The organism is Corallococcus sp. M7, from assembly GCF_054512695.1.
On sequence record NZ_CM137252.1, the window covers coordinates 312,284 to 333,920 of the forward strand.

The 21,637-nt window shown below is 68.8% G+C and carries 20 protein-coding genes; 14 read left to right on the forward strand and 6 right to left on the reverse strand.

What is annotated here, in order from left to right; genetic code table 11:
- Positions 1-49: 49 nt before the first annotated feature.
- The 7 genes from ACX114_RS01370 to ACX114_RS01400 all read left to right on the forward strand — a co-directional run bounded on the left by ACX114_RS01370 (position 50) and on the right by ACX114_RS01400 (position 10,658).
- Positions 50-2,887: an FG-GAP-like repeat-containing protein gene (locus ACX114_RS01370; RefSeq protein ID WP_459293917.1), complete on the forward strand. Its 2,838-nt coding sequence runs from the start codon at positions 50-52 to the stop codon at positions 2,885-2,887.
- A gap of 4 nt (positions 2,888-2,891) precedes the next feature.
- Entirely contained in the window at positions 2,892-3,653 is a 762-nt protein-coding gene (locus tag ACX114_RS01375) for a hypothetical protein (protein ID WP_459293918.1), read from the forward strand.
- Positions 3,654-3,929: 276 nt separating this feature from the next.
- Entirely contained in the window at positions 3,930-5,573 is a 1,644-nt protein-coding gene (locus ACX114_RS01380; protein WP_459300032.1) for a GH3 auxin-responsive promoter family protein, read from the forward strand.
- Positions 5,570-6,718, forward strand: a complete 1,149-nt coding sequence (locus ACX114_RS01385; protein WP_459293920.1) for a Rieske 2Fe-2S domain-containing protein — start codon at positions 5,570-5,572, stop codon at positions 6,716-6,718. Before ACX114_RS01380 ends, ACX114_RS01385 begins: the two co-directional genes overlap by 4 nt.
- A 76-nt stretch (positions 6,719-6,794) precedes the next feature.
- Positions 6,795-7,094, forward strand: coding sequence for a hypothetical protein (locus ACX114_RS01390; protein WP_459293922.1), 300 nt, complete (start codon positions 6,795-6,797; stop codon positions 7,092-7,094).
- A 54-nt stretch (positions 7,095-7,148) separates the two neighbouring features.
- Complete coding sequence (locus tag ACX114_RS01395) at positions 7,149-10,478, forward strand: sacsin N-terminal ATP-binding-like domain-containing protein (RefSeq protein WP_459293924.1); 3,330 nt, start codon at positions 7,149-7,151, stop codon at positions 10,476-10,478.
- Positions 10,479-10,532: 54 nt separating this feature from the next.
- Positions 10,533-10,658 carry a hypothetical protein gene (locus ACX114_RS01400; protein ID WP_459293925.1) on the forward strand — a complete coding sequence of 42 codons (126 nt, stop codon included), beginning with the start codon at positions 10,533-10,535 and terminating at the stop codon, positions 10,656-10,658.
- Between the two features lie 32 nt (positions 10,659-10,690).
- Here the strand turns inward: ACX114_RS01400 and ACX114_RS01405 are convergent, their stop codons facing one another.
- From ACX114_RS01405 to ACX114_RS01415, 3 genes are all read right to left on the reverse strand, one after another.
- Positions 10,691-11,557 carry a hypothetical protein gene (locus ACX114_RS01405; protein ID WP_459293926.1) on the reverse strand — a complete coding sequence of 289 codons (867 nt, stop codon included), beginning with the start codon at positions 11,555-11,557 and terminating at the stop codon, positions 10,691-10,693.
- A gap of 78 nt (positions 11,558-11,635) precedes the next feature.
- Complete coding sequence (locus ACX114_RS01410) at positions 11,636-12,019, reverse strand: hypothetical protein (protein ID WP_459293928.1); 384 nt, start codon at positions 12,017-12,019, stop codon at positions 11,636-11,638.
- Between the two features lie 43 nt (positions 12,020-12,062).
- Positions 12,063-13,118 carry a DapH/DapD/GlmU-related protein gene (locus ACX114_RS01415; RefSeq protein WP_459293930.1) on the reverse strand — a complete coding sequence of 352 codons (1,056 nt, stop codon included), beginning with the start codon at positions 13,116-13,118 and terminating at the stop codon, positions 12,063-12,065.
- A 239-nt stretch (positions 13,119-13,357) separates the two neighbouring features.
- On the opposite strand from ACX114_RS01415, the gene ACX114_RS01420 reads away from it, so the two are divergent.
- Entirely contained in the window at positions 13,358-14,797 is a 1,440-nt protein-coding gene (locus ACX114_RS01420) for an MATE family efflux transporter (RefSeq protein ID WP_459293932.1), read from the forward strand.
- A gap of 3 nt (positions 14,798-14,800) precedes the next feature.
- Here the strand turns inward: ACX114_RS01420 and ACX114_RS01425 are convergent, their stop codons facing one another.
- A complete protein-coding gene (locus tag ACX114_RS01425) occupies positions 14,801-15,907 on the reverse strand; it encodes a GNAT family N-acetyltransferase (protein ID WP_459293934.1) in 1,107 nt (368 codons plus the stop codon).
- Between the two features lie 95 nt (positions 15,908-16,002).
- Between ACX114_RS01425 and ACX114_RS01430 the strand changes: the two genes are divergently transcribed.
- The 3 genes from ACX114_RS01430 to ACX114_RS01440 all read left to right on the forward strand — a co-directional run bounded on the left by ACX114_RS01430 (position 16,003) and on the right by ACX114_RS01440 (position 18,326).
- Positions 16,003-16,263 (forward strand): GlsB/YeaQ/YmgE family stress response membrane protein, encoded by a 261-nt coding sequence (locus tag ACX114_RS01430; protein ID WP_120567008.1) that lies wholly within the window; start codon positions 16,003-16,005, stop codon positions 16,261-16,263.
- A 208-nt stretch (positions 16,264-16,471) separates the two neighbouring features.
- A complete protein-coding gene (locus tag ACX114_RS01435; protein ID WP_459300034.1) occupies positions 16,472-17,299 on the forward strand; it encodes an FKBP-type peptidyl-prolyl cis-trans isomerase in 828 nt (275 codons plus the stop codon).
- A 193-nt stretch (positions 17,300-17,492) separates the two neighbouring features.
- Complete coding sequence (locus tag ACX114_RS01440) at positions 17,493-18,326, forward strand: dienelactone hydrolase family protein (RefSeq protein ID WP_459293936.1); 834 nt, start codon at positions 17,493-17,495, stop codon at positions 18,324-18,326.
- A gap of 23 nt (positions 18,327-18,349) precedes the next feature.
- Here ACX114_RS01440 and ACX114_RS01445 read toward each other — a convergent pair whose 3' ends face one another.
- Positions 18,350-18,958, reverse strand: a complete 609-nt coding sequence (locus tag ACX114_RS01445) for a CAP domain-containing protein (RefSeq protein ID WP_459293938.1) — start codon at positions 18,956-18,958, stop codon at positions 18,350-18,352.
- A 114-nt stretch (positions 18,959-19,072) separates the two neighbouring features.
- On the opposite strand from ACX114_RS01445, the gene ACX114_RS01450 reads away from it, so the two are divergent.
- Genes ACX114_RS01450 through ACX114_RS01460 form a run of 3 tightly spaced genes read left to right on the forward strand, consistent with a single transcriptional unit; the run spans position 19,073 to position 20,987 of the window.
- Positions 19,073-19,285, forward strand: coding sequence for a hypothetical protein (locus ACX114_RS01450; protein ID WP_459293940.1), 213 nt, complete (start codon positions 19,073-19,075; stop codon positions 19,283-19,285).
- Between the two features lie 8 nt (positions 19,286-19,293).
- Entirely contained in the window at positions 19,294-19,971 is a 678-nt protein-coding gene (locus ACX114_RS01455; RefSeq protein ID WP_459293942.1) for a tetratricopeptide repeat protein, read from the forward strand.
- A gap of 59 nt (positions 19,972-20,030) precedes the next feature.
- Complete coding sequence (locus ACX114_RS01460; RefSeq protein WP_459293944.1) at positions 20,031-20,987, forward strand: WD40 repeat domain-containing protein; 957 nt, start codon at positions 20,031-20,033, stop codon at positions 20,985-20,987.
- Here ACX114_RS01460 and ACX114_RS01465 read toward each other — a convergent pair.
- Positions 20,981-21,634 carry a CAP domain-containing protein gene (locus ACX114_RS01465; RefSeq protein WP_459293946.1) on the reverse strand — a complete coding sequence of 218 codons (654 nt, stop codon included), beginning with the start codon at positions 21,632-21,634 and terminating at the stop codon, positions 20,981-20,983. The genes ACX114_RS01460 and ACX114_RS01465 overlap by 7 nt on opposite strands.
- Positions 21,635-21,637: the final 3 nt, after the last annotated feature.

Sequence of the window (21,637 nt, forward strand, 5' to 3'; positions counted from 1 at the left end):
CCCGGAGACGGGCGCGGCACGCTCCGCGCGTGCACCGGGACGGTCAATCATGAGTGTGGATGTGCCGACGCAGCCGGCCCTCGCGGGCACGCGCGTGGAGTGGGGCGGCTGGGTCTTCCCCCGCTGGAACGACCCGAGGCTGCCCTTCGCGGCGCTGCTCACGCTCTACGGCGTGCTCGGCTTCACCTTCTTCGGCTTCAACCGCAGCCCCGGGCAGATGGCCTTCCTGGTCGTCTCCGGCACGCTGCTGGACGCGGTCCTGGGCTGGGTGCTCAAGCGGCGCAAGGAGCTGCCGCTCTCGGCGTACATCTCCTGCTGCTCGCTGGCGCTGCTCCTGAACTACTCGCACGCGAGCACGCTGCTCTGGCTGCCGGTGTGGCTGGCCATCGGTTCGAAATACGTGCTGACCTTCCAGGGGCGGCACGTCTTCAACCCGTCGATGTTCGCGGTGGCCGTGTCGCTGCTCACCACGCGCGAGCTCATCACCGCCGCGCCCGCCTACCAGTGGGCGAACGGAGAGGTCGCGCTGTCGGCCTTCATCGTGATGGCGGCGATGGTGCTGTTCTTCTTCCGGGTGGGGCGCGGTTGGCTGGTGGTGAGCTTCCTGTCCTTCTACGCGCTCCAGACGGCGCTGCGAGCCTTCATCCTCCGCCACCACCTGCCGCCGGAGGTGCTGTTCCTGGGCACGCTGGGCGCGCCGTCGTTCTTCATCTTCGTCTTCTACATGCTCACCGACCCGGCGACGTCGCCCGCGACGCCGAAGGCCCAGGTGCTGGTCGCGCTGGCCATCACCTGCGTGGACCTGGTGCTGCACCTGAAGGAGAGCGTCTACACGTTCTTCTACGCGGCGCTCACCGTGGCCACCTGCCGCTTCGTGTTCATGCACGCGCGCGAGCTGTGGCGCACGAAGGGCGCGTCGCTGCGCCGGCTCCTGGCCCCGGACATGCTCAAGCGCGTGGGGGTGGTGGGGGGGCTCGGGGCGGTGCTGGCCACGGGCTACTCGGTGTCGGCGGCGCAGGGGGAGCGCCAGGCGCCGCTCGCGTTCCACCTGGAGGCGCAGGACCTCGAGCAGGCGGGCCTGGATTCCCAGATGGGGCACACGCTGGAGGAGCTGGATCCGCGCGTGGCCCACGTCGCCAAGTGGCTGGTCGCGGTGGGTGACGCGGTGGCCACCGGAGACTTCGACGGGGACGGCAGGCTGGACCTGTTCCTCACGCACCCGCTGGGCACGCCGGAGCACCACGCGGGCCTGTATCGCAACCTGGGCGGGATGCGCTTCGAACGCGTCCCCGTGCCCGCGCTGGAGCGCTTCGCCACCCGCTACAAGGAGGAGGGCCTGGCGGGCGGCGGGACGTTCGTGGACTGGGATGGGGATGGCGACATGGACCTCGCGGTGGCGGTGGCCTTCGGGCCGGTGCGCCTCTTGCGCAACACGCTGCGCGAGACGGGCACGGCGGGCTTCGAGGACGCGACGGAGTCCGCGGGCGTGACGGACCACGCGGTGAGCCTGGGGCTCACGTTCCTGGACTACGACCGGGACGGGCACCTGGACCTGCTGGTGCTCAACGCGATGACGACGCACCTGCCGGACTACCCGGAGCCCACGCCGCCGCTCAACCTCTTCAAGCTGCCGGAGCCGGAGTCCGCGGGGGACCGCCGCATGCTGCGCTTCATGCATGACGGCTGGCACAACGCGACCAACGGCGGAAAGAACGCGCTCTACCGGGGTCGAGGGGACGGCACGTTCGAGAAGCAGGACGTGGACGCGCTGGGCCTGAAGGAGACGCACTGGTCGCTCGCGGTGAGCACGGTGGACCTGAACCAGGACGGGTGGACGGACCTCTATGTGGCCAACGACTTCGGGCCGGACGACATCTACCTGAACGAGGGCGGGCGGCACTTCCGCCACCTCGTGGGCAACCGCTTCGGGGAGATTGGCCGCGACACGTACAAGGGCATGAACGCGAGCGTGGCGGACTTCGACCGCAACGGCTGGTTGGACGTGTACGTGTCCAACGTGCACCACTCGCTCCAGGCGGAGGGCAGCCTCTTGTGGATGGTGGGGCCGGGCGAGGACGCCTTCGTGCCCCGCTTCCAGGACGAGGCCACCTTCCGGGGCGCGCTGAACGAGCGCCGCTTCGGCTGGGGCGCGGCGGCGGGGGACCTGGATGACGACGGGTGGCCGGACCTGGTGCAGGCCAACGGCATGGTGGACGCGCGCCTGGACGCGGAGAAGTGGCGCATCCCGGCGGGACAGCGCAACGACTACTGGTACGTGAACCACAAGTTGATGCAGTCCGGCCCGGAGGTGCACACGTACGCGGACAAGTGGGGCGACATCCGGGGCCGCGTGCTCTATCCGAACGAGGCGCGCCGCGTGTACCTCAACCTGGGCGACGCGAGGCCGGGACACTTCGTGGACGTGGCGAGGGAGGTGGGCATCGAGGCGCCGGACAACTCGCGAGGCGTGTTGATGGCGGACCTGGATGACGACGGCGACCTGGACGTGCTCATCACGAACCAGCACGCGCCGGTGTCGCTGTACCGCAACACGCTGCGAGCCGGCGCCACGGACGCGCACTTCGTGGGCCTGTCGCTGGTGGGGGACGGGCAGCGCACGCACCGCAGCGCGGTGGGCACGCGAGTGGTGGTGTCCTACGAGGAGAACGGCAAGCGCGTGGAGCAGGTGCGCGAGGTGGGGCTGATGGGCGGGTTCTCCGCGTCGGCGGACCCTCGGTTGCACTTCGGCCTGGGCCGTCACGCGGGGCCGGTGAAGGCGGTCATCCACTGGTATGGCGCGCAGCCGCAGGAGGTGACGTTGGAGGCGGACCGCTACCAGGAGGTGCGCCAGCCTCCCGCGCCCACGGCGCAGCGGGGAGGGCGCTGAAGCGATGCTCTCCGCGATGAAGGGCACCACGGTGCGGCGGGAGGACCTGGACGCCGGCACCCGGGCGCGGATGTTGGCGCTGATGCAGTGCTGCTACGTGGGAGTGAGCCCCGAGCGTTTCCACGCGGACCTGGACGCGAAGCAGTGGGTGTTCCTGCTGCACGCCCGGCGCACGCGGGAGTTGGTGGGGTTCAGCACGGTGCGGGTGGCGGAGGAGGACGGGGTGGAGGTGCTGTACTCGGGCGACACGGTCATCCACCCGGACTGGTGGGGCCACAAGACGTTGCAGGTGGTGTTCGGAAGGTTGTTGCTCGCGCGCAAGCTGCGTCGGCCGTGGAGGCCGCTGTATTGGCTGCTCTTGTCGGGCGGGTACAAGACGTACCTCCTGGCGGTGAACTACTTCCCGCGCACGCATCCGCGCCGGGACTGGGCGCCGCCGGAAGGGCGCTCGGAGTTCCTGCACGGGCTGGCGAAGCGGTGGTTCGGCGCGCAGTACGACGCGGCGAAGGGCACGCTGCGCTTCGACGGCGCGCACTACCGGGTGCGGGACGGCGTCTCGCCCATCGACCGGGACGCGGCGGTCCATCCACACATCGCCTACTTCGCGGAGCGCAACCCCGGCCACGCCGAAGGCGAGGAGTTGGTGTGTCTGGTGGAGATCCGCGGCTGGGACCTGGCAAGGGCGCTGGCGCGAAGCGTCTGGGGACAGCTGCGCCGTTGGGCCCGCCGTGAGCGGGATGCCTCACGGGTCCGCGTGGGGACGTGACGTGCTGACCGCGACAATGGCACCAGGGGCGCCGGCTTCCCGCAGGGAGCCGAATGCGATGGTGGCGCTGGGAGTGCTGAGTTCTCGCGCGATGCCATCCACCAGGATGGCGTCATCTCGTGAGGTACAGACCGCGATGATGGCTGCGCTGAAGCCGCTGTCCCTTTGTAGGTGGCTGACCGCGATGATGAGCGCACAGAGGTCGACCGCGTTGCGCCTCTGTCACGCGCTGCTCGCGAATCCGCGCGAGGACGTGCCGTGCTGACTTCCCGCACGATGTTGTCCGCCACGATGGCGGCGCTGACGCCGTCCGCGCTGCGCTTCCGTCATGCACTGCGCGAGCCCGAAGCCGCGCAAGCCGAGTGTCTGGCGCGCATCCTCCGCGCCGTGGAGGGCACGGCACAGGCAGCACGGGTGCCGCACTTCGGCCGTATCCGCACCGCTCGGGAGTTCCAGGACGCGGTGCCCATCACGACTCCAGACACGGTGGCGGAAGACGTCGAGCGCATCGCGCGAGGAGAAGCGCGGGTCCTCACGCGCGAGCCCGTGCTGCGCTTCGAGCTGTCCGGTGGCTCATCGGGCGCGTCCAAGCGGGTGCCGGTGACACAGGGCCTGCTGCGCGAGTTCCAGCGCGCGCTCGCGCCCATGCTGCACGAGGTCTTCCTGCGCCGCCCCGCCGTGCGCGAGGGCCCCAGCTATTGGTCCATCTCTCCTCTGGGCCGGAGACAGCACCGGACGCCAGGAGGCATCCCGATAGGCTCGGCGGAGGACAGCGCGTGGTTCCCGCGTCCGTTGCAGCCGTTGCTCTCGCGCGTCTTCGCGGTGCCGGGCTCGGTGGGCCAGGCTCCGCACGTCGAACCGTGCCGTTACGTGACGCTGTGGTACCTCGTGCGGTGTTCGAACCTGTCGTTGATCAGCGTCTGGAATCCCAGCTTCCTCACGCTGCTGATGGACGCACTGGAGCGGCACGGCGAGCGGCTCGCGGAGGACCTGGAGCGCGGCACGCTGCGGCCCCCCGAACAGGACGCGGACGGTGCACCCGTGGCCCGAGACCCTGCCTGGACGGCGCTCGTGCAGGGGCTCCAGGGCGTGCGTGACATCCCGAGAGCCCAGGCACTTCGCGCAGCCCTGCGTGACGGACTCCCCTCCGCATGCACGCTGTGGCCAGGGCTCGCGCTCCTGAGCATGTGGACGGACGCCCAGGCCTCGCACGCCGTGGCGGGCGCATGCCGCCGCTTCCCGGGCGTCGAGGTCCAGGGCAAAGGCCTGCTCGCCACAGAGGGCGTTCTCACGGTGCCCCTCTTCGAAGCGCCCGCGCCGGTGCTCGCGGTCCGGAGCCACTTCATCGAATTCATGGATCCGGAGCGCCCCGACGCCCGCCCACTCCTGGCGCACGAGCTGACGGCGGGCCGCACCCATGCGGTACTCCTCTCCACGTCCGGGGGACTGCTGCGCTACCGGCTGGGGGACCTCGTCCGCGTGGAGGGCTTCGTGCACGCGACGCCATGCCTGCGGTTCCTCGGCCGGGCGGACGCCGTCTCGGACCTCGTGGGCGAGAAGCTCTCCGCCGCGCGAGTGGGCACGGTGCTGGACGCCACGCTGGGCCCCACGCGTCCCGCCTTCGCCATGCTCGCGCCGGAGTGGGGGACACCGCCGGCCTACCGTCTGTTCCTCGAGACGGATCAACCCGCCGACGCCCTGGCCGCGAGCGTGGAGCGTGCCCTGTGCGAAGGCCATCACTACCGCTACGCACGGGAGCTGGGACAACTCGGTCCGGTGCGCGCGATGCGCGTGACCCAGGGGGCCCGGCGTTACGAGGCCCGATGCATCCAGCTCGGTCAGCGCGCGGGCGACATCAAGCCCGTGGACCTGCACCGCCAGGCCGGCTGGGCGGAGTGGTTCGGAAGAGGGACGTCATGACGATGCTCACGGTGGACCTGGACGCGGAGGCGGACCTCGCCCGCTGTGGCGCGCTGAAGGACTTCTGGTACGTGGCCTGCCTCTCCACGGAGCTGCCCGCGAACAGACCCGTCGCGCGCACCGTGTTCGGCACGGGACTGGTCCTCTTCCGCGGACCCGACGGCGCACCCACCGCGCTGCGAGACCGCTGCCTCCACCGCAACGCGCGCCTGTCCCAGGGCGACGTGTTCGACGGACGGCTCGGCTGCCCGTACCACGGCTGGGTCTACGACGCGTCCGGCGCGGTGGTGGAGATCCCCGCCCTGGGCCCGCCCCAGCGCGGAGAGAAGCTGGACGCGCACGCCTGCGCGCACGAAGGCCTCAAGCCCGCGCCCTGTGACCTGGGGCGGCTCGCGCGCTTCCCCACGCGGGAGCAGGACGGGCTCGTCTACGTCTACCTGGGCAAGGACGTGACCCAGGCCCGCGCGGAGCCCTTCCGGGTCCCCTACTGGGGCGAGCGCGGCTGGACCGTCTACTTCATGGTCACGCGCTTCACGAACGGCGTGACGAACCTGGTGGAGAACTTCATGGACGTGCCGCACACGTCCTTCGTGCACCGGGGCTGGTTCCGCAATCCCACGCGCAAGCGCGTCCCCTCCACGGTGAAGCGTCACGCGGGCCGGGTGCGGATGACCTACCACCAGGAGGAGGACGCGCTCACCGGCCTGGGGCGGCTGTTCAATCCGCGAGGCCTGCCACTCGTGCACACGGATGAGTTCATCGTCCCCAACGTCACGCGCGTGGACTACCAGTGGGGCGACAGCGGCTTCGCCATCAACTCCCAGTGCACGCCCATCGGGCCCACGGACACGTTGGTGTACACGGCCATCAGCTACCGGTTGCCGGTGGACGTGCCAGGGGCGTGGGTGGGGAGGGCTCTGACGCCGCTGGTGCGCTGGTACACGCGACAGGTCATCCAGCAGGACGTCCGCATCATGGAGACGCAGCGCCAGGGACTGACGGATGGCCCCGGCGGCGGCGTGTACTCGAGCACGGAGGCGGACCTGCACCACGCGGACATCGAAGCGTACCGCCGCTGGCTCCGCGAGGACGCGCACGGCCCCGGTCCCGAGGACGCGGAGCGCGACGTGGTCTTCTGGGTTTGAGCCAGCCCACCTGATTCCGTTCAGGGGTAGCGACTCAGGTAGGCAGTTTGCTGCGGCTGCGGACACGGCGCAGCAGGTGGACTGCCACGGCATAGAAAGAGTAGCTGTTGGTCGTCAGCATGCGGCTGAAGTAGGCGGACTTCAACTGCTCCCAGAAGCCCTCAATCCATCAGACTGGTTTGCACGGTATGCTCTCAACGTCGAGGACGCGCGTATCCGCACCGACCACGAGCGCCGCCAACTCCGCGCCATCGTCGAGTACCTGAATCCCGTGCACACGCACTTCGTGGACCTCATCAAGTCCCTGCCTCCAGTTCTGCCGAACCATTGGGAGTTGGCCTTCGGCGACCTCGGTGAGACGACCAACCTGCAATGAAAGGCGCCGAACGTTTCCGCTAGCTCCAGTATGATGCAAGGAGGAGGGGACGCAGTGCCTTCGAACTACAATGCGATAGGCGAAGAGAACCAACGGCGTTACGGGACAGACATCGGCCGGATAGGCCCGATGTTGCTGGTTGACCGGTACGACGACCGCACTCACTTCATTTTCGAACTGCTCCAGAACGCGGAAGACGCCCTCGGCCGGCGCGGCGACCGGCAGGGGCCTCGCAAGGTTATATTCGAGCTGACGCCAACCAGCCTGACGTTGTCCCACTTTGGCATGCCTTTCGATGAGGCTGATGTCCGAGGCGTATGCGGCATCGCGGAGAGCACGAAGGACCGTTTCTCGATTGGCAGGTTCGGCATTGGCTTCAAGTCGGTCTACACGTTCACGGACCGCCCGGAAATTCACTCCGGCGACGAGGACTTCGCCGTCGAGAACTACGTGCAGCCGAGAACTGCAAAGCGCACGGTCCGTGCGGCAGACGAAACGCAGATCATCTTGCCCCTGAAGTCGGAGGACGGAACTGCGTGGCAGGAGATTACGGCTGGCTTCCAGCACCTAGGACCTGGAGCGCTACTGTTCCTGCGGCACATCGACGAAATTAACTGGAGCGTTCAGGGCGGCGCGTCCGGTGTCTATCTGCGGAGCGACCCGGATGCACTTGGCTCGAACGTTCAACGCATTACGGTGATTGGCCAAGAGAGCGACAAGCCCGATGTCGATCAGAATTGGCTGGTATTCCACCGCGACGTGTTCTCGACCACTGCGACCACGCGAGAAAAGGTCGGTCGCGTGGAGGTCGCCTTCTCGCTGGTCGCCATTAAGGATTCGCCCGGGCGCTGGTCGGTGCAGCCCGTGACTGCGTCGCCGTTGGTGGTGTTCTTCCCTACGGTGGTTTCGACCAATCTTGGCTTTCTCGTGCAGGGGCCGTTTCGCACGACGCCCAGCCGGGACAACATCATGCGTGACGAGCCGTGGAATCAGCACTTGGTCCAGGAGACGTCGGGCCTATTGCTGGAATCGGTGCGCTGGATGCGCGACAAGGAAATGCTGGACGTGTCCGCATTGCTCTGCCTGCCGCTCGACCGAGAGAAGTTCCCCGAAGGGGAAATATTTGCGCCGATCTTCAAGGCGGTCCGACAGGCTTTCTTGGACGCGCCGCTGCTGCCCTGCTTCGACGGCGGCTTCGCCGTTGCTGGGCAGGCAAGGTTGGCACGTACGCAGGAACTGAGAGAGTTGTTCAGCGCGGATCAGATCGCGGTGCTGTTCGGCGCTAAGGGATGCACGTGGCTCACGGGAGATATCACTCAGGACAAGGCACCCATACTTCGGAAATACCTGCTTCAGGAACTGCACATCCCTGAAGTTACGCCTGAACAGATCGTACCTAAGCTGGATAGGGCATTTCTCGAAGCGCAGTCGGATGCCTGGATTGCGAAGCTGTACTCGTTCTTGAACGGTCAGAAGGCATTGGTGAGCCGTCTAAGCACGATTCCGCTGGTCCGCCTCGATGACGGAACGCACGTCGTTGCTCGCGAGAACGGTAAGGCGAAGGCCTTTCTGCCGAATGCAATCGAAACCGGCTTCCCAACGATCCGCCGTGCAGTTTGCGGGACCGCAGAGGCGCGCAGCTTTCTAGTTTCGCTCGGGCTTACTGAGCCTGATCCAGTAGACGACGTGGTGTGGAACGTGCTGCCGAAGTACCAGGGAGCCGAAGTAGATGTGGACGACAAGGCCTACTCCGCCGACATCGACCGCATCCGCGCTGCCTACAGCACCGACTCAAAAGCGCAGCGGGAAAAGCTACTTGCTGCGCTGCGCGCAACATCCTTCGTGATGGTGGTCGATACCGGGGACGGGAATGGCTACGTCGACAAGCCTAGCAACGTCTACATCGCCACGGACCGAATGAAGGCGCTCTTCGCGGGTGTGCCCGATGTTTTCGTCGTCGATGACGGGTACGACTGCTTGCGTGGTGACAACATGCGTGAGTTGCTCGAAGCGTGTGGTGCATTGAGGTACCCGCGGCCCGTGGAGGCCCCGAATGCACTTACGCGCGACGAGCGACTCGAACTCCGGCGCCAAACCGGCCACGAGGGGACGTCCGGCATCAACGACGTGGTGGTTGATTGGGTGCTGCAGGGCTTCGATGCGCTGCTCGCACTGCTGCCGAGCCTTAAGCCTGAACAACGCGCTGAACGCGCTCGCTTGATCTGGGAGAGCCTGGGAGACCTCGAAGAACGCCGGGGTCGCGGCGTGTTCGATGGCTCGTATAGTTGGTCCCACTACGGCGGTCGCAGGACGCCGCCATTCCCGGCTGCTTTCCTGCGTCGCCTCAACAAGGCGGCTTGGGTGCCCGATGCCAGCGGTGAGTTGGTGCCGCCGGGATTGGTGGTCTTCGACAGCCTAGAATGGAAAGCCAATCCCTTCCTGTTGAGCAAGATTGCTTTCAAGCCGCCGATCATCGACCAACTGGCAAAAGAAGCAGGCATCGATCCAGCAGCTCTCGACTTGCTGAGAAAGCACGGCATCACCAGCGCGGCTGACCTTGCAAGCCGGCTTGGCATCACCAGTTTGCCGCCCGAGGACGATGTGGGGCGTGATGCAAAAGCAGACGATGGCCGCGCGGCAGAACAAGGTCCCAATGACGATACGGACAATCGCGATGCTGCAAACGCTGGCGGTAAGAGTGGGGGCGGGTCGGTCCCTCAAGGGGCAGCCCGCGAGACCGCTGGCGCGGGGCACGGCGTGGGAATTGGCGACCAGAGCCGTACTGACAGTGGGACACCTCGTGGGGGCATGCAACGCCACAGTGAAGCGCATGACGACTCAGGCATGCATCCAGCCGGTGCCAACAATGGAAAGACAACTGACAGTGCCCTAAAAACATACTCGCCTTCTCAAGAGGCAGGGCAATACTTCATCTCCTATGTCGGAACTCACCCCGACGATGGACCCGACCCGGATGGGCTTGAGCATGCGGCACGTATGGAGATTGAGGAGCAAGCCATCGCCTTGATCATCTCGCTCGAACCCCAGCTGCATCGTACGCCGGAGGGCAATCCCGGCTTCGACCTCTACGAAGCCAACGACGGCGGACAGATGGTTCGATGGGTCGAAGTTAAGTCGATGATGAGAAGTTTAGAGGAACGGCCCGTCGGTCTTTCCCATACACAGTTCGATTGTGCGCGTGAGAAGGGTGATGCGTACTGGCTGTATATAGTCGAGTACGCAACCGACCCAGCGAGAGCGCGAGTGCTCAAGATTCAGAACCCTGTAGCTCTCACGCGGACGTTCACGTTCGATCGTGGCTGGAGGAATGTCGCAGCGGAGACCCGACCACCGGTCGCCGTGAGGGACAGCGTCGGTGAATGACTGAACAGCGTAGCCGACTGTCCCCTAACGCCTCGCTGAGGTCCCGGCGGCGGCGTGTACTCGAGCACGGAGGCGGACCTGCACCACGCGGACATCGAAGCGTACCGCCGCTGGCTCCGCGAGGACGCGCACGGCCCCGGTCCCGAGGACGCGGAGCGCGACGTGGTCTTCTGGGTCTGAACCTGGGCCCGAGGGAGCCGGCTCCCGGAGTATCAGCCGCCCTCCGGGGCCCGCTTCAGCGTCGACACATGCTTCAGCACCAGGGAACCCGACCTCTCCGCCGTCAACCGGTAGCCAGCCTGCCCGAGGCGATCGACCCAACCTCCATCCATCCCATCCCGGCCGCCTTCGAGGAGCCATACGCCGTCCTCCTTCCAGGAAAGCGTCAGCGCAGGCTCGACGGCGGCATCGAGGAGTCCCTTGAGCAACGGCAGTTGACCCGTCAGGTACCCAAGCCCGTCCAACTGTTGGTTCCGGCGGCGTTCAAACAGGGCCAGGCGGGAGTTCAGCCTCGCCACGCCTCCCGCCAACACGGTGGACTCCCATCGCTGGATGTCATGCTCCATGGCGAGGATCTCCGCCCGCAGCTTCCTGCTGGTTCCGCGCCAGAACACTCCTTCGGGCGGAAGTGGATATCGGGTGACCGTGGCCGCGTCTGCCTCAAGCGTCGGACAGGCCGGCCCTGGAGCGAGGTCCATCGACCACGCCTCGCGACGGAGGGAGAGCCGCTTCAGAGAAAGAAAGGGTGCGCTCTTCCCCAGCGTCTCCACTGTCTCGACGAGGTCGCTTGCCGCTCCCGTCCCTTGGATCCGAAGCAGCCTCCCCTCGCCGCTCTCGCGGAGCACCGACACCTCCGCTCCACCCACGGCTTGCGTCAGCCGTGAGCGCAGTTCGGTCTCGTCGTTCGGGGGACAGTGGAGGCGAAGGGCGTGCTCCACGACCTGCAACTCACGCTTCCGCTCCTCGCGGTTCGCGATGAGCTCCATCTTCTCGGCACGATCGAGCCGCGCGAGCCGCGACAGCGTTTCCAGTTGCCGAATCTCCTCCGTCTCGCAGGCACAAACACCCAAGGCAACCATGACGAGGCCTGCCCGCGCCCACATGGAGCGACCCGACCGCTGGCCTCTTTCGCCAACACCTTCCATGCGAGCGGTCATTCAGGCTGGGGTGCCTGAGGTCTGCTCCTCCTCGGAGCCCGAGGAGGGAAACATCGCCAGGTAGTACCCGGAGAAGAAGGTCGCCCCCAGGAAGAACCCGTGGAGCAGTTCCTGCGTCAGCGCGAAGGGCGGCGCGGGCAGGTGCTCATGCAGCCACATCAGCGTCGCGACGGCATTGGACGCATGGCACGCGGCCGCCACGCCCAGCGCGATGCAGAGGTGCCCGAACAGCACCCACGTGTTGGCGGCGGAGGTCACCCACGAGGCCAGGCTTCCCATCCGCGCGAGGACGCGCGGGTAGACGAACTTCCGGAAGAGCGCGCCGCTGGCCAGGCCCAGCAGCAGCGGGCCCGCGATCTCGATGATTGAGTTGACCTGTTCCATGGCCGCGACCCTGCCAGAGGGCGCACGGCCAGTGCAAATCCCCTCACCCCATGCGACGCAGGCCCGGCAGGTCCTCGGGCCGCAGCACCCAGCGCGGCGGCTCCGGCGGCGACGTGCGCGTGCCCACCTGCGCCGCGGGGAAGCCCTCCACCAGCGCGTAGTCCGGGAACACCGCGCGCGCCTTCACCAGGCTGCCGGCGGCCACGTGGCAGCCTTTGCCCAGGTGGCTGCCCTCGCAGAGGATGGCGCCGGGCTCCACCACCGTGCCCGCGCCCAGGTTGCACGCGTGCAGCACGCAGCCCGGGCCCACCACCACGCCTTCATCCAGCACCAGCATGGTGTCCGGCTGCAGGTGCAGCACCGTGTTCTCCAGGATCTGCACCCGCGCGCCAATGCGCACCGGGCCGTTCAGGTCGCCGGTGATCTTCACACCCGCGCCGATGATGGCCCCCGCGCCGATGACCACGTCACCGGACACCTCCGCGGAGGAGAAGAGCGTGGCGGTCGGGTGGACGAAGGGGTGACGGTCGCGAAAGGCATACAGCTGTCCCATGGGGGCGTCCTCGGCGCGGTCACGCGCGGAGAAAGGGGTCAAAGGCGCTGCGGGCAGCGACAGGTCGCCGCCCCGGCGCTGTTGCAGGTGGGTCAGGTCCTCGGAGGAGAGCATCCTCAGGACCTGTCCCGGCCGGCCCAGCACCACGGATTGATCCGGCACCGTCATGCCGGGCGGCAACACGGTGCCCTCGCCCACCAGGCAGCGGTCGCCCAGCGTCACGCCGGGCATCAGGATGGCGCCATCACCGATGTCGCAGAGGGATCCCACGCGCGCGCCCATCACCAGCGAGCGCGGACCGAGCACGGTCTTCTCTCCAATGGACGTGGGCCGTTCGGGCGTGCCCACCACCACCGCGTCCTCGCGCAGCGTGGAGAAGGCTCCCAACATCACGGAGCCCCCCACCGAGCGCACCACGGCGCCGCGGGAGATGATGGCCCCGGGCCCCACTTGCGTGGTGCCCAGCAGTCGCGCGGACGAGGCCAGGGTGAAATGAGGACCTACCGCGGTGGGCAGGAGAGAAGCGGTCGCGGGTAAGGGACTCATCGGGATGCAGCAAGCTACTCCCGGCCTTCGTAGGGGCATCATGTCCAAAGGCACGACTCCGCCGTCCAGCAGCGGACGCTCGCTTGCTGAGTCGATGAGGGTGGGTGCGGCACCTTCAGATGTCAGGAGTGGGGGACGGGGGGCGTAGGAAGCCAGCGTCGCTGGGCGCCACGTGTGGGCGTTTCGCGGTAGGAAGTCCCCTCGCTCTCGAAAGGCCTCACCCCGTGGAAGAGACACCGTTGGCGGACCGCCACGCCCAGGCTCCCGAGCTCGTGGCCAGCGGCGACGCCGTGAACAAGGGGCTGTGGTCCCTGATGAAGGAGGCCCTGCACGGTACGGAGCAGGACCTCACCCAGCTGCCGCTCGGGAGGGCCATCTTCCTCCTGGCCGTGCCCATGGTGCTGGAGATGTGCATGGAGTCGGTGTTCGCCGTGGTGGACGTCGCCTTCGTCGGCCGGTTGGGCGCGGAGGCGGTGGCCACGGTGGGACTCACCGAAGGCATCCTCACCATCATCTACGCGGCCGGCATGGGCCTGAGCATCGGCGCCACGGCGATGGTGGCCCGGCGCATTGGAGAGAAGGACTCGGAGCGGGCGGCGCGCACGGCGGTGCAGGCCATTGGCCTGGGGGTGATCATCTCCACGGTGCTGGCCGTGGCGGGCATCATCTTCGCCCGGCCGATGATGGCGGCGCTCGGCGGCTCGCCGTGGGTGCTGGAGCACGGCGTGGGCTACACGCGCGTGATGATGGGCGGCGTGGTGAGCATCCTGCTGCTCTTCCTCATCAACGCCATCTTCCGGGGCGCGGGTGACGCGGCCATCGCGATGCGCGTGTTGATGCTGGCCAACGGGCTCAACATCGTGCTCGCGCCGTGTCTCATCTTCGGCTGGGGGCCGTTCCCGGAGATGGGCGTGGTGGGCGCGGCGTGGGCCACCACGCTGGGCCGCAGCGCGGGCGTGGTGTACCAGCTCTACCGGCTGATGCGGTCCAACGGCCGGCTCCAGGTGCGGCGCGAGCACGTGTCGCTGGAGCCCGCGACGATGCTCGCGATGCTGCGGCTGTCGGGCGCGGGCATGGTGCAGGCGCTGGTGACCACGTCCAGCTGGGTGGTGCTGGTGCGCATCGTGGCGACCTTCGGCAGCACGGCGCTGGCGGGTTACACCATCGCCATCCGCATCGTGATGTTCGCGCTGATGCCCGCGTGGGGCCTGGGCAACGCGGCGGCCACGCTGCTGGGGCAGAGCATGGGCGCGGGCGACCCGGACCGGGGCGCGAAGGCGGTGTGGCTGGCGGGCAAGTACAACCTGATGGTGCTGGGCAGCATCGGCGTGGCGTTCTTCATCTTCGCGCATCCGCTGCTGGGCGCGTTCACGACGGACCCGGCGGTGGTGGACACGGGGGCCACGGCGCTGCGCATCTTCAGCCTGAGCTTCCTGTCGTGCGCGTACGGCATGGTCATCACCTCCGCGTTCAACGGCGCGGGGGACACGCGCACGCCCACACTCATCGACCTGGGGTGCCTCTGGGCGCTGGAGCTGCCGCTGGCGTGGGTGCTGGCCCATCCAGTGGGGCTGGGCGTGGTGGGAGCGTACTGGGCGGTGCCCGCGGCCTTCGCGGTGATGTCCGTGGTGGGCATCGTCCTGTTCCGGCGTGGGCGCTGGAAGACGCGCGTGGTGTGAGCGTCAGGGCAGGCAGATTTCAAAGCCGGTGCGTCCCCCCGGGAAGGTCCTCGGGGGACGCGAGGCGGGCGTGACGGCGTAGAGGTGGAAATCCAACCTCCGCTGGATGAAGCCATCGAAGGCGGAAGTCAGCGGATCACCGGCGTCCTGCTGCACGGTGAAGAAGTGGAAGCCCCGGCCGTGGAACGCGGCGTAGACGGCATCCAGCAGCGCGCGCAGGACGGCGGGGTCCTCCGAGGGGATGCTGGTGTTGCAGAGGTAGAAGTAGCGGAAGTCACCGCCGGGCGCGGGCAGGCGGGGCGCGCCGGTGACGGTGGCGAGCGCGTTGAAGCCCCGGCGCACCCACTTCATGCCGCCCCGGTACGCCATCACGCGGTAGCGCTTCACGGCGTCGGGGTTCCACGCGGAGGTGCAGCCGACGAGCTGCCCCGCGGCATCGAACGCGAGGAACGAGTCCTCCACGCGAAGCCCCGGCCAGTGAGCGAGGCGGTGCTCCAACTCACCCGTGTCGAAGCGGTAGCCGAAGGGACGCGAGCGGTGATCCGCGTCCAGCAGCGCGGCCATGGCGGGCACATCCGCGGCGGTGGCCCGGCGCACGGTGTAGCGGCTGGGGCGTGGCTTGCGGCGCAGGACGAACTGGAGTGACACGGCGGAGAACGCGCGCATCAGGTGGTAGTGCGGCTGCGCTTCCCGGGACGCGCCCCGGCGCACGAGTGATTGGAGCGCGGCGGCGTTGGAGGCCATGACGGCGGTGAGGAACACGTCCACGCCGTGGCGGCGGGAGGTCTCCTCCAGGACGGGCCCATAGAACCGGGCCAGGCCCCGGGCGCGGCGCGCGGAGAAGCGGGTGCGAAGGTCGCCCAGATAGCCCACACGGCACGGCTTGCCGTCCAGCCAGCCGTCACGGACATGGATGGCGCCCATGCCATCCAGGCGGGATGTTTCCCCGTGGGCCCAGACCTCCGCCTCCCCGCGCTGCATGGTGAAGAGGCCGAAGTAGTCCGGCGACCGCTGCGTGCTGAGCACCAGGTCCCCGGTCATGGGCACATCGCCGAACAGGTCCAACAGCGCGGCGTTGTCGTCCCGGGTGGCTCGGCGGAGGGGGCTCATGGGTCGCGCGGCAGCCTATGCGACGGGGTGGACTTCCGCCCCCGCTTCCCGTGCGCCACATTGCGGGCCTTCACTCGCCGCACGGGGAGGACGTCATGGGGCTGTTGGGGTGGATCATCTTCGGCTTCTTCGCGGGGCTCATCGCCCGGGCCGTGCTGCCGGGGAACCAGCGCCTGGGGTGCATTGGCACGACGCTCCTGGGCGTCGCCGGGGCCTTCGTGGGCGGCTTCCTCACGTCCGTCTGGCGGGGCACCGACTGGCGCGACCCGGAGCCCACCGGCTTCCTGGGCGCCATTCTGGGCGCCATCGTCCTGCTCCTGGTCTCCCAGGCCGCCTTCGGCGGCCGCTCCCGGTAGGGGTTCCCACCATTCCCGCCGGGAATCCGGGGCCTTCCCGCCGGTTGGGCGGCCGGCGGCCGGTTGTCCTACCTGCATGGACCCCCATCCGGGGAAAGCACGGTTCCCAAGAGGATACCGGGCACTTTCTGTAGTAGACCGCGCCCCCAGGCATGCAGCGGGGGGCGGTCGGCCGCCGCTGAGCCAAAGGAAAGGCGACGACATCATGATGAAGAAGACGATCCTGATCGCGGCGATGCTGAGCCTGACGGCCTGCCAGGGCCAGGGCGCGAAGCCGGGCGACACCTCCGCCACCGGCACCTCCACGGCGGCGGCCACCGCCGGCGCTCCTCAGACCGAGGAGCAGAAGACGCTGTACGCGCTGGGCCTGTCCATCGGCCGCAGCATCAGCGTGTTCGACATGACCCCGCAGGAGCTGGAGTTCGTGAAGGCCGGCCTCACGGCCCAGGTCACCGGTCAGAAGACCGACGTGGACCTGGAGACCTACGGTCCCAAGCTCCAGGACCTCGCGCGCGAGCGTTCGCTGCGCAAGGCCAACGCGGAGAAGGAGAAGTCCGCGAAGTTCCTCGAGGAGAAGGCCAAGGAGCCCGGTGCCGTGAAGACCGAGTCCGGCCTCATCTACAAGGAGACCCAGGCGGGCACCGGTCCCCAGCCCCAGGCCACCGACATCGTGAAGGTGCACTACAAGGGCACGCTCGCGGACGGCAAGGAGTTCGACTCGTCCTACAAGCGCGGTGAGCCCACGCAGTTCCCGCTCCAGGGCGTCATCAAGTGCTGGACCGAGGGCCTCCAGAAGATGAAGGTCGGCGGCAAGGCGCAGCTCGTGTGCCCCTCCGACATCGCCTACGGCGACCGCGGCGCGCCCCCGAACATCCCCGGCGGCGCCGCCCTGGTGTTCGAGGTCGAGCTGCTCGAGATCGTGAAGCCCCCCGAGCCCACCCCCGGCATGCAGGGCATGCCCCCGGGCATGGGCGCTCCCCCGGCCCCCGGCGCGAAGCCGCCCCCGGCCGCCAAGCCGCCCCCGGCGACGAAGTAGTCACCGCCTCCCCTGACCGGGAGCGCTGAAGAACGAGGGCCGACGTGAGGGACTTCCCCTCGCGCCGGCCCTCTTCGCGTCCGGGGCTCAACGCGCTGGCGCCTCCGCCTCCAGCGCGCTACGCCCCAAAGGCACGCGAAAGAGCGGCCCGGACAGCCCGGGCCCCGAAAGGACACGGACGATGAAGCCGGACATGAAGAGGCTCACGTGGGTGCTGGCGGCGGCGCTGATGTTGGGCGCCTGCGCGACGAGCAGTCCGGCGGAGGTGGGCCGTGCGCCGTCCGCCACGGGCGCCGTCTCCGAGGAGGAGTTCAAGGCCATGCACACCCTGCGCACGGACTCCGCCCCCGAGCGCCGGGGTCAGCCGGTGGAGCTGTCCGACGGCTCCAAGGCCTACCTGAGCCTGCCGCCGGACGCGAAGGGCCCCCTGCCCGCCGTCATCGTCATCCACGAGTGGTGGGGCCTCAACGAGCACGTGCAGGCCTGGGCCGACCGGCTGGCGGCGGAAGGCTACGCGGCGCTCGCGGTGGACCTCTACGGCGGCAAGGTGGGCACCAACCCCGACGAGGCGCTCGCGCTGGTGAAGGCCGTGGACGACGACCAGGCCACGAAGACGCTGCTGGCCGCGCACGCGTTCCTCAAGGGCGACCCGCGCATCCAGGCCGTGCGCACCGGCAGCATCGGCTGGTGCTTCGGCGGCGGCTGGTCGCTGCGCACCGCCATGGCCATCCCGGAGCTGAGCGCGGCGGTCATCTACTACGGCCACCCGGTGACCGACCCCCAGCAGCTCTCCACCATCAAGGCGCAGGTGCTGGGCATCTTCGGCACCAAGGACAAGTCCATCCCGCCGCAGACGGTGCAGACCTTCGAGAAGGCGCTGGACGAGGCCGGCGTGCGCAGCCGCATCGTGGAGTACGACGCGGACCACGCCTTCGCCAACCCCTCCGGCGCCCGCTACGACGAGCGCTCCGCCGCGTCCGCCTGGGCGGAGACGTCCGCCTTCCTCGCGCGCACGCTCAAGCGCTGAAGGACGCGCGGGGCCAGCGGCCTTCAGTAGGGACGCTGGCCCGTGAAGTTGCCCGGGGGCGCGTAGTTGCACACCCAGAAGTCCCAGGGAGAGGTGCCGCCAAAGGGAGAGTTGGTGGTGCAGCGCTTCGTGGCGCAGCCCAGGCGGCGCGTGTTGCGCCACACCACCTGCGTGTAGTGGCCGCAGACCTCGCCCGCCTTGCAGGTGTTGCTCGCGTAGTCGTAGTCCACCGCCTCGTCCACCCAGCCCTTCACCGCGCCCTTCGCGTCCCAGAGCCCCGGCGTGGCGGCGGCGATGTTCTCTCCCGCGTTGCCCCGGCCGTCGTTGTGCTTGAACTGGCACTGCTCCACCCACTTGCGCGCGGTCTCCTCCACCGTGGGGTCCCACGTGAGCGGCTCCAGCGCGGGGGACGGCGTGGGCTTCGCGGCGGCGCGGGCCGCGTTGTGGGCGTCCAGCATGTCGCGGGCGAACTGCGTCAGCTCCACGCCGCCGCCATCAGGGTTGGTGGTGCCGCCGTCCTCCTGGACGCCCGCGTCCGTGGGCGCGTCGTCCGGGTCCCCGTCAGGGATACAGGCGAGCAGGAGGAACGGGCTGAGCAGGGACAGGGCGCGGAACAAGGAAGGGCGTCGCATGGCGGGGATTATCCGCGCGCGGGTGGGTGTGCGGGCAAGCGGACAGCGGGGCGGCGAGGATGGGGAGCGGCGGGGACCCCGTGGTAGGGTGAAGGTCCGGTCAGGAGACGCGACATGAGCCACGACGAATCCCGCGCGAGGAAGATCCAGACAGCCCTCGATGGGAACGATGAGTTCAGCACCTTTTCCGTCGACCCGGACCTCAAGAAGCTGAAGCAGAAGCTGGACCTCCAGTCGGAGGCGCAGCACCAGCAGTCCGGCCGCCCGGAGACCGCCCCCAAGTCGGGTATGTTCATGCGGCTGTTCCACAAGATGTTCCGGGGTTGAGGGGCACGATGGTCAAGGAGTCCTACCGCGCGCAGTGGGAACGCTCGCGGGCGTATCTGGAGACGGGGGACCTGGGGCTCGCGCTTCAGGAGCTGCGGGACGCGCTGACGCTGGCGCCGGACGACGCGGTCCTCTGGGAGGAGATCTTCAACCTGTCGCTGCTCGGGGGCCTCACGCAGAACGCCCTGGCCGCCGCGCTGCGGCTGCGCCAACTGGCGCCGGAGAACCCCAACTTCATCGGCCTGCACGCCATGGCCGCGCTGCTCGCCGGCAAGCTGAACGAGGCCCTGCCCCTCTTCGAGGAGGTCCTCCAGCGCGACCCTGAGTCGGTGGAGGCCCGCCGGCAGCTCGCGCGGGCGCTGGACATCGCGGGCCAGCGCGGCCGGGTGCGCACGCTGCTGGAAGAGGCCGTCGCGAAGGCGCCCACGGACACGGGCGCGCCCAACGACCTGGCGGTGCACTACCTGGAGCACGTGCCCCAGGAGGGCCCGGCGCTCGCCGCGTCCGTCCTGGCGCCGGTGCTGGAGGCGCACCCCCAGGACTCCACCACGCACTTCAACCTGGCGCTGGCGCTGCGCCTGGGCGAGCCCGCGAAGGCCCGCCACCACGCCCAGCAGGTGCTCCAGGGCGGTGACAAGGAGCTGCGCGCGAAGGCCCAGCAACTGCTGTCCATGATCCCCGCCTGAGCCGTCAGGCCGCGCCGGGCACCTCCGTCCCCGGCGCCATGGATTTCCAGAGACAGACCTTGAAGACCCCGGGCGCCGTGTCCTCCCTCTGCTGGAGCGGCGACGCCCTGGTGGACCCGGTGGGCGGCATGGTGCGCTACCACCTGGACGGCAGCACCGATGACCCGCACATCCGCTACGCCTACCGCTTCGACCGCGCGGTGATGTCCCCGGATGGCCGCTACAGCGTGCTGTACGAGTCGCTGGGGACGGCGGGCCTGCTGCTCGACGGCACGCGCGTGGTGCGGCAGCTCATGCGCGACTTCTACCAGGCGCACGTCCACGACTACCCCGTGGCCCTGTACACGCTCCCCAGCGGACGCACGCTGCTGGCGCACTGCCCGGAGTCGTACTGCGTGGTGGAGCTGGAGGACGCCGCCACGGGTGAGCGCCTCACGAAGCGCGACAACACCCCTGCGGACATCTTCCACTCGCGGCTCCAGTTCAGCCCGGACGGGCGCTACCTGGCGAGCGCGGGGTGGATCTGGCACCCGGTGGACGCGGCGTCGGTGTTCGACGTGCCCCGCGCGCTGGAGGAGCCCGCGTCGCTGGACAGCGCCGAGCTGATGGAGGGCGTGGAGAACGGCATCTTCCTCACGTCCGTGGCCTTCGGGGCGAAGGACACGCTCGTCTTCGTGCGGATGGAAGAGTCCCGCGACGACGCCGGGTTCTTCCTGGGCACCTACTCGCTGACGGAGAAGAAGGTGCTGTCGGAGGTGGTGCTGGAGGAGCCCGCGGGCCCGCTGATGGTCGTGGACGCGGAGCACGTGGTGGACTTCTTCGGCCACCCGAAGCTCGTGTCGCGCACCACCGGCCGCGTCGTTCAGCGCTGGGAGGACCTGGACACGGGGAAGGTGCTGGCCAGCATCCGCCACCACCTGCCGCCCCCGCCGCACTTCGCGCTGGACGCCGCGAACCGCCGCTTCGCCGTGGGCACGGCGAACGGCATTGAAGTCATCACGCTCGCGGCTCAGTAGGGCTTCTCGCCCACCCAGTTGCCCGGCGGCGCGTAGTTGCACACCCAGAGCTGCCACGTCTTCACGTTGCCGCCGAAGGGCGAGTTCTTCGTGCACAGCTGCGTCGCGCAGCCCACCGCCTTCGTGGTGCGCCACACCACCTGCGTGTAGTGGCCGCACATCTTCCCGGCCTTGCACTTGCCGGTGGCGTAGTCGTAGTCAGCGGCTTCGTCCGCCCAGCCCTTCACCACCTGCGCGGTGTTCCACGTGTCCGGCGTCGCGGCGGCCAGGTTCTCTCCGAAGCTGCCCCGGTCCGGGTTGTGCTCGAAGCGGCACTCCTTCACGTAGGCCTCCGCCTTGCGCGCCGCCTCGTCGGACCAGGTGAGCGCGGGCAGCGCCGGCTTCGGCGTGGGACGTGACGCCTTCGCGCGCGCCTGATTGTGCGCGGCCACCATGTCGCGCTTCAGCTCCGCGGCGGACGGCACCGGCTTGCGCGAGCCCTCGGAGGGCGCGGGCGTGGCCGCGGGGGCCTTGCGCGCGACGGCGGTGGCCGCGTCCTTCTTCGTGGAGGCGGAGACGGGCCGCTGCGCGTTCGCGCTGGAACCACAGCCAAGCAACGGGGCCAGCAGCAACACGGCGAGCCCGCGACGGAACACAGGAGGTGCCATGCG

Bases quoted from the DNA above. Each gene is read 5' to 3' on its own strand.
- ACX114_RS01450 (WP_459293940.1), top strand. From the start codon at position 19,073: ATGAGCCACGACGAATCCCGCGCGAGGAAGATCCAGACAGCCCTCGAT.
- ACX114_RS01370 (WP_459293917.1), top strand. From the start codon at position 50: ATGAGTGTGGATGTGCCGACGCAGCCGGCCCTCGCGGGCACGCGCGTG.
- ACX114_RS01385 (WP_459293920.1), top strand. From the start codon at position 5,570: ATGACGATGCTCACGGTGGACCTGGACGCGGAGGCGGACCTCGCCCGC.
- ACX114_RS01380 (WP_459300032.1), top strand. From the start codon at position 3,930: ATGTTGTCCGCCACGATGGCGGCGCTGACGCCGTCCGCGCTGCGCTTC.
- ACX114_RS01440 (WP_459293936.1), top strand. From the start codon at position 17,493: ATGAAGAGGCTCACGTGGGTGCTGGCGGCGGCGCTGATGTTGGGCGCC.
- ACX114_RS01465 (WP_459293946.1), bottom strand. From the start codon at position 21,634: ATGGCACCTCCTGTGTTCCGTCGCGGGCTCGCCGTGTTGCTGCTGGCC.
- ACX114_RS01405 (WP_459293926.1), bottom strand. From the start codon at position 11,557: ATGGTTGCCTTGGGTGTTTGTGCCTGCGAGACGGAGGAGATTCGGCAA.
- ACX114_RS01375 (WP_459293918.1), top strand. From the start codon at position 2,892: ATGCTCTCCGCGATGAAGGGCACCACGGTGCGGCGGGAGGACCTGGAC.
- ACX114_RS01435 (WP_459300034.1), top strand. From the start codon at position 16,472: ATGAAGAAGACGATCCTGATCGCGGCGATGCTGAGCCTGACGGCCTGC.
- ACX114_RS01425 (WP_459293934.1), bottom strand. From the start codon at position 15,907: ATGAGCCCCCTCCGCCGAGCCACCCGGGACGACAACGCCGCGCTGTTG.
- ACX114_RS01415 (WP_459293930.1), bottom strand. From the start codon at position 13,118: ATGAGTCCCTTACCCGCGACCGCTTCTCTCCTGCCCACCGCGGTAGGT.
- ACX114_RS01410 (WP_459293928.1), bottom strand. From the start codon at position 12,019: ATGGAACAGGTCAACTCAATCATCGAGATCGCGGGCCCGCTGCTGCTG.
- ACX114_RS01445 (WP_459293938.1), bottom strand. From the start codon at position 18,958: ATGCGACGCCCTTCCTTGTTCCGCGCCCTGTCCCTGCTCAGCCCGTTC.
- ACX114_RS01455 (WP_459293942.1), top strand. From the start codon at position 19,294: ATGGTCAAGGAGTCCTACCGCGCGCAGTGGGAACGCTCGCGGGCGTAT.
- ACX114_RS01430 (WP_120567008.1), top strand. From the start codon at position 16,003: ATGGGGCTGTTGGGGTGGATCATCTTCGGCTTCTTCGCGGGGCTCATC.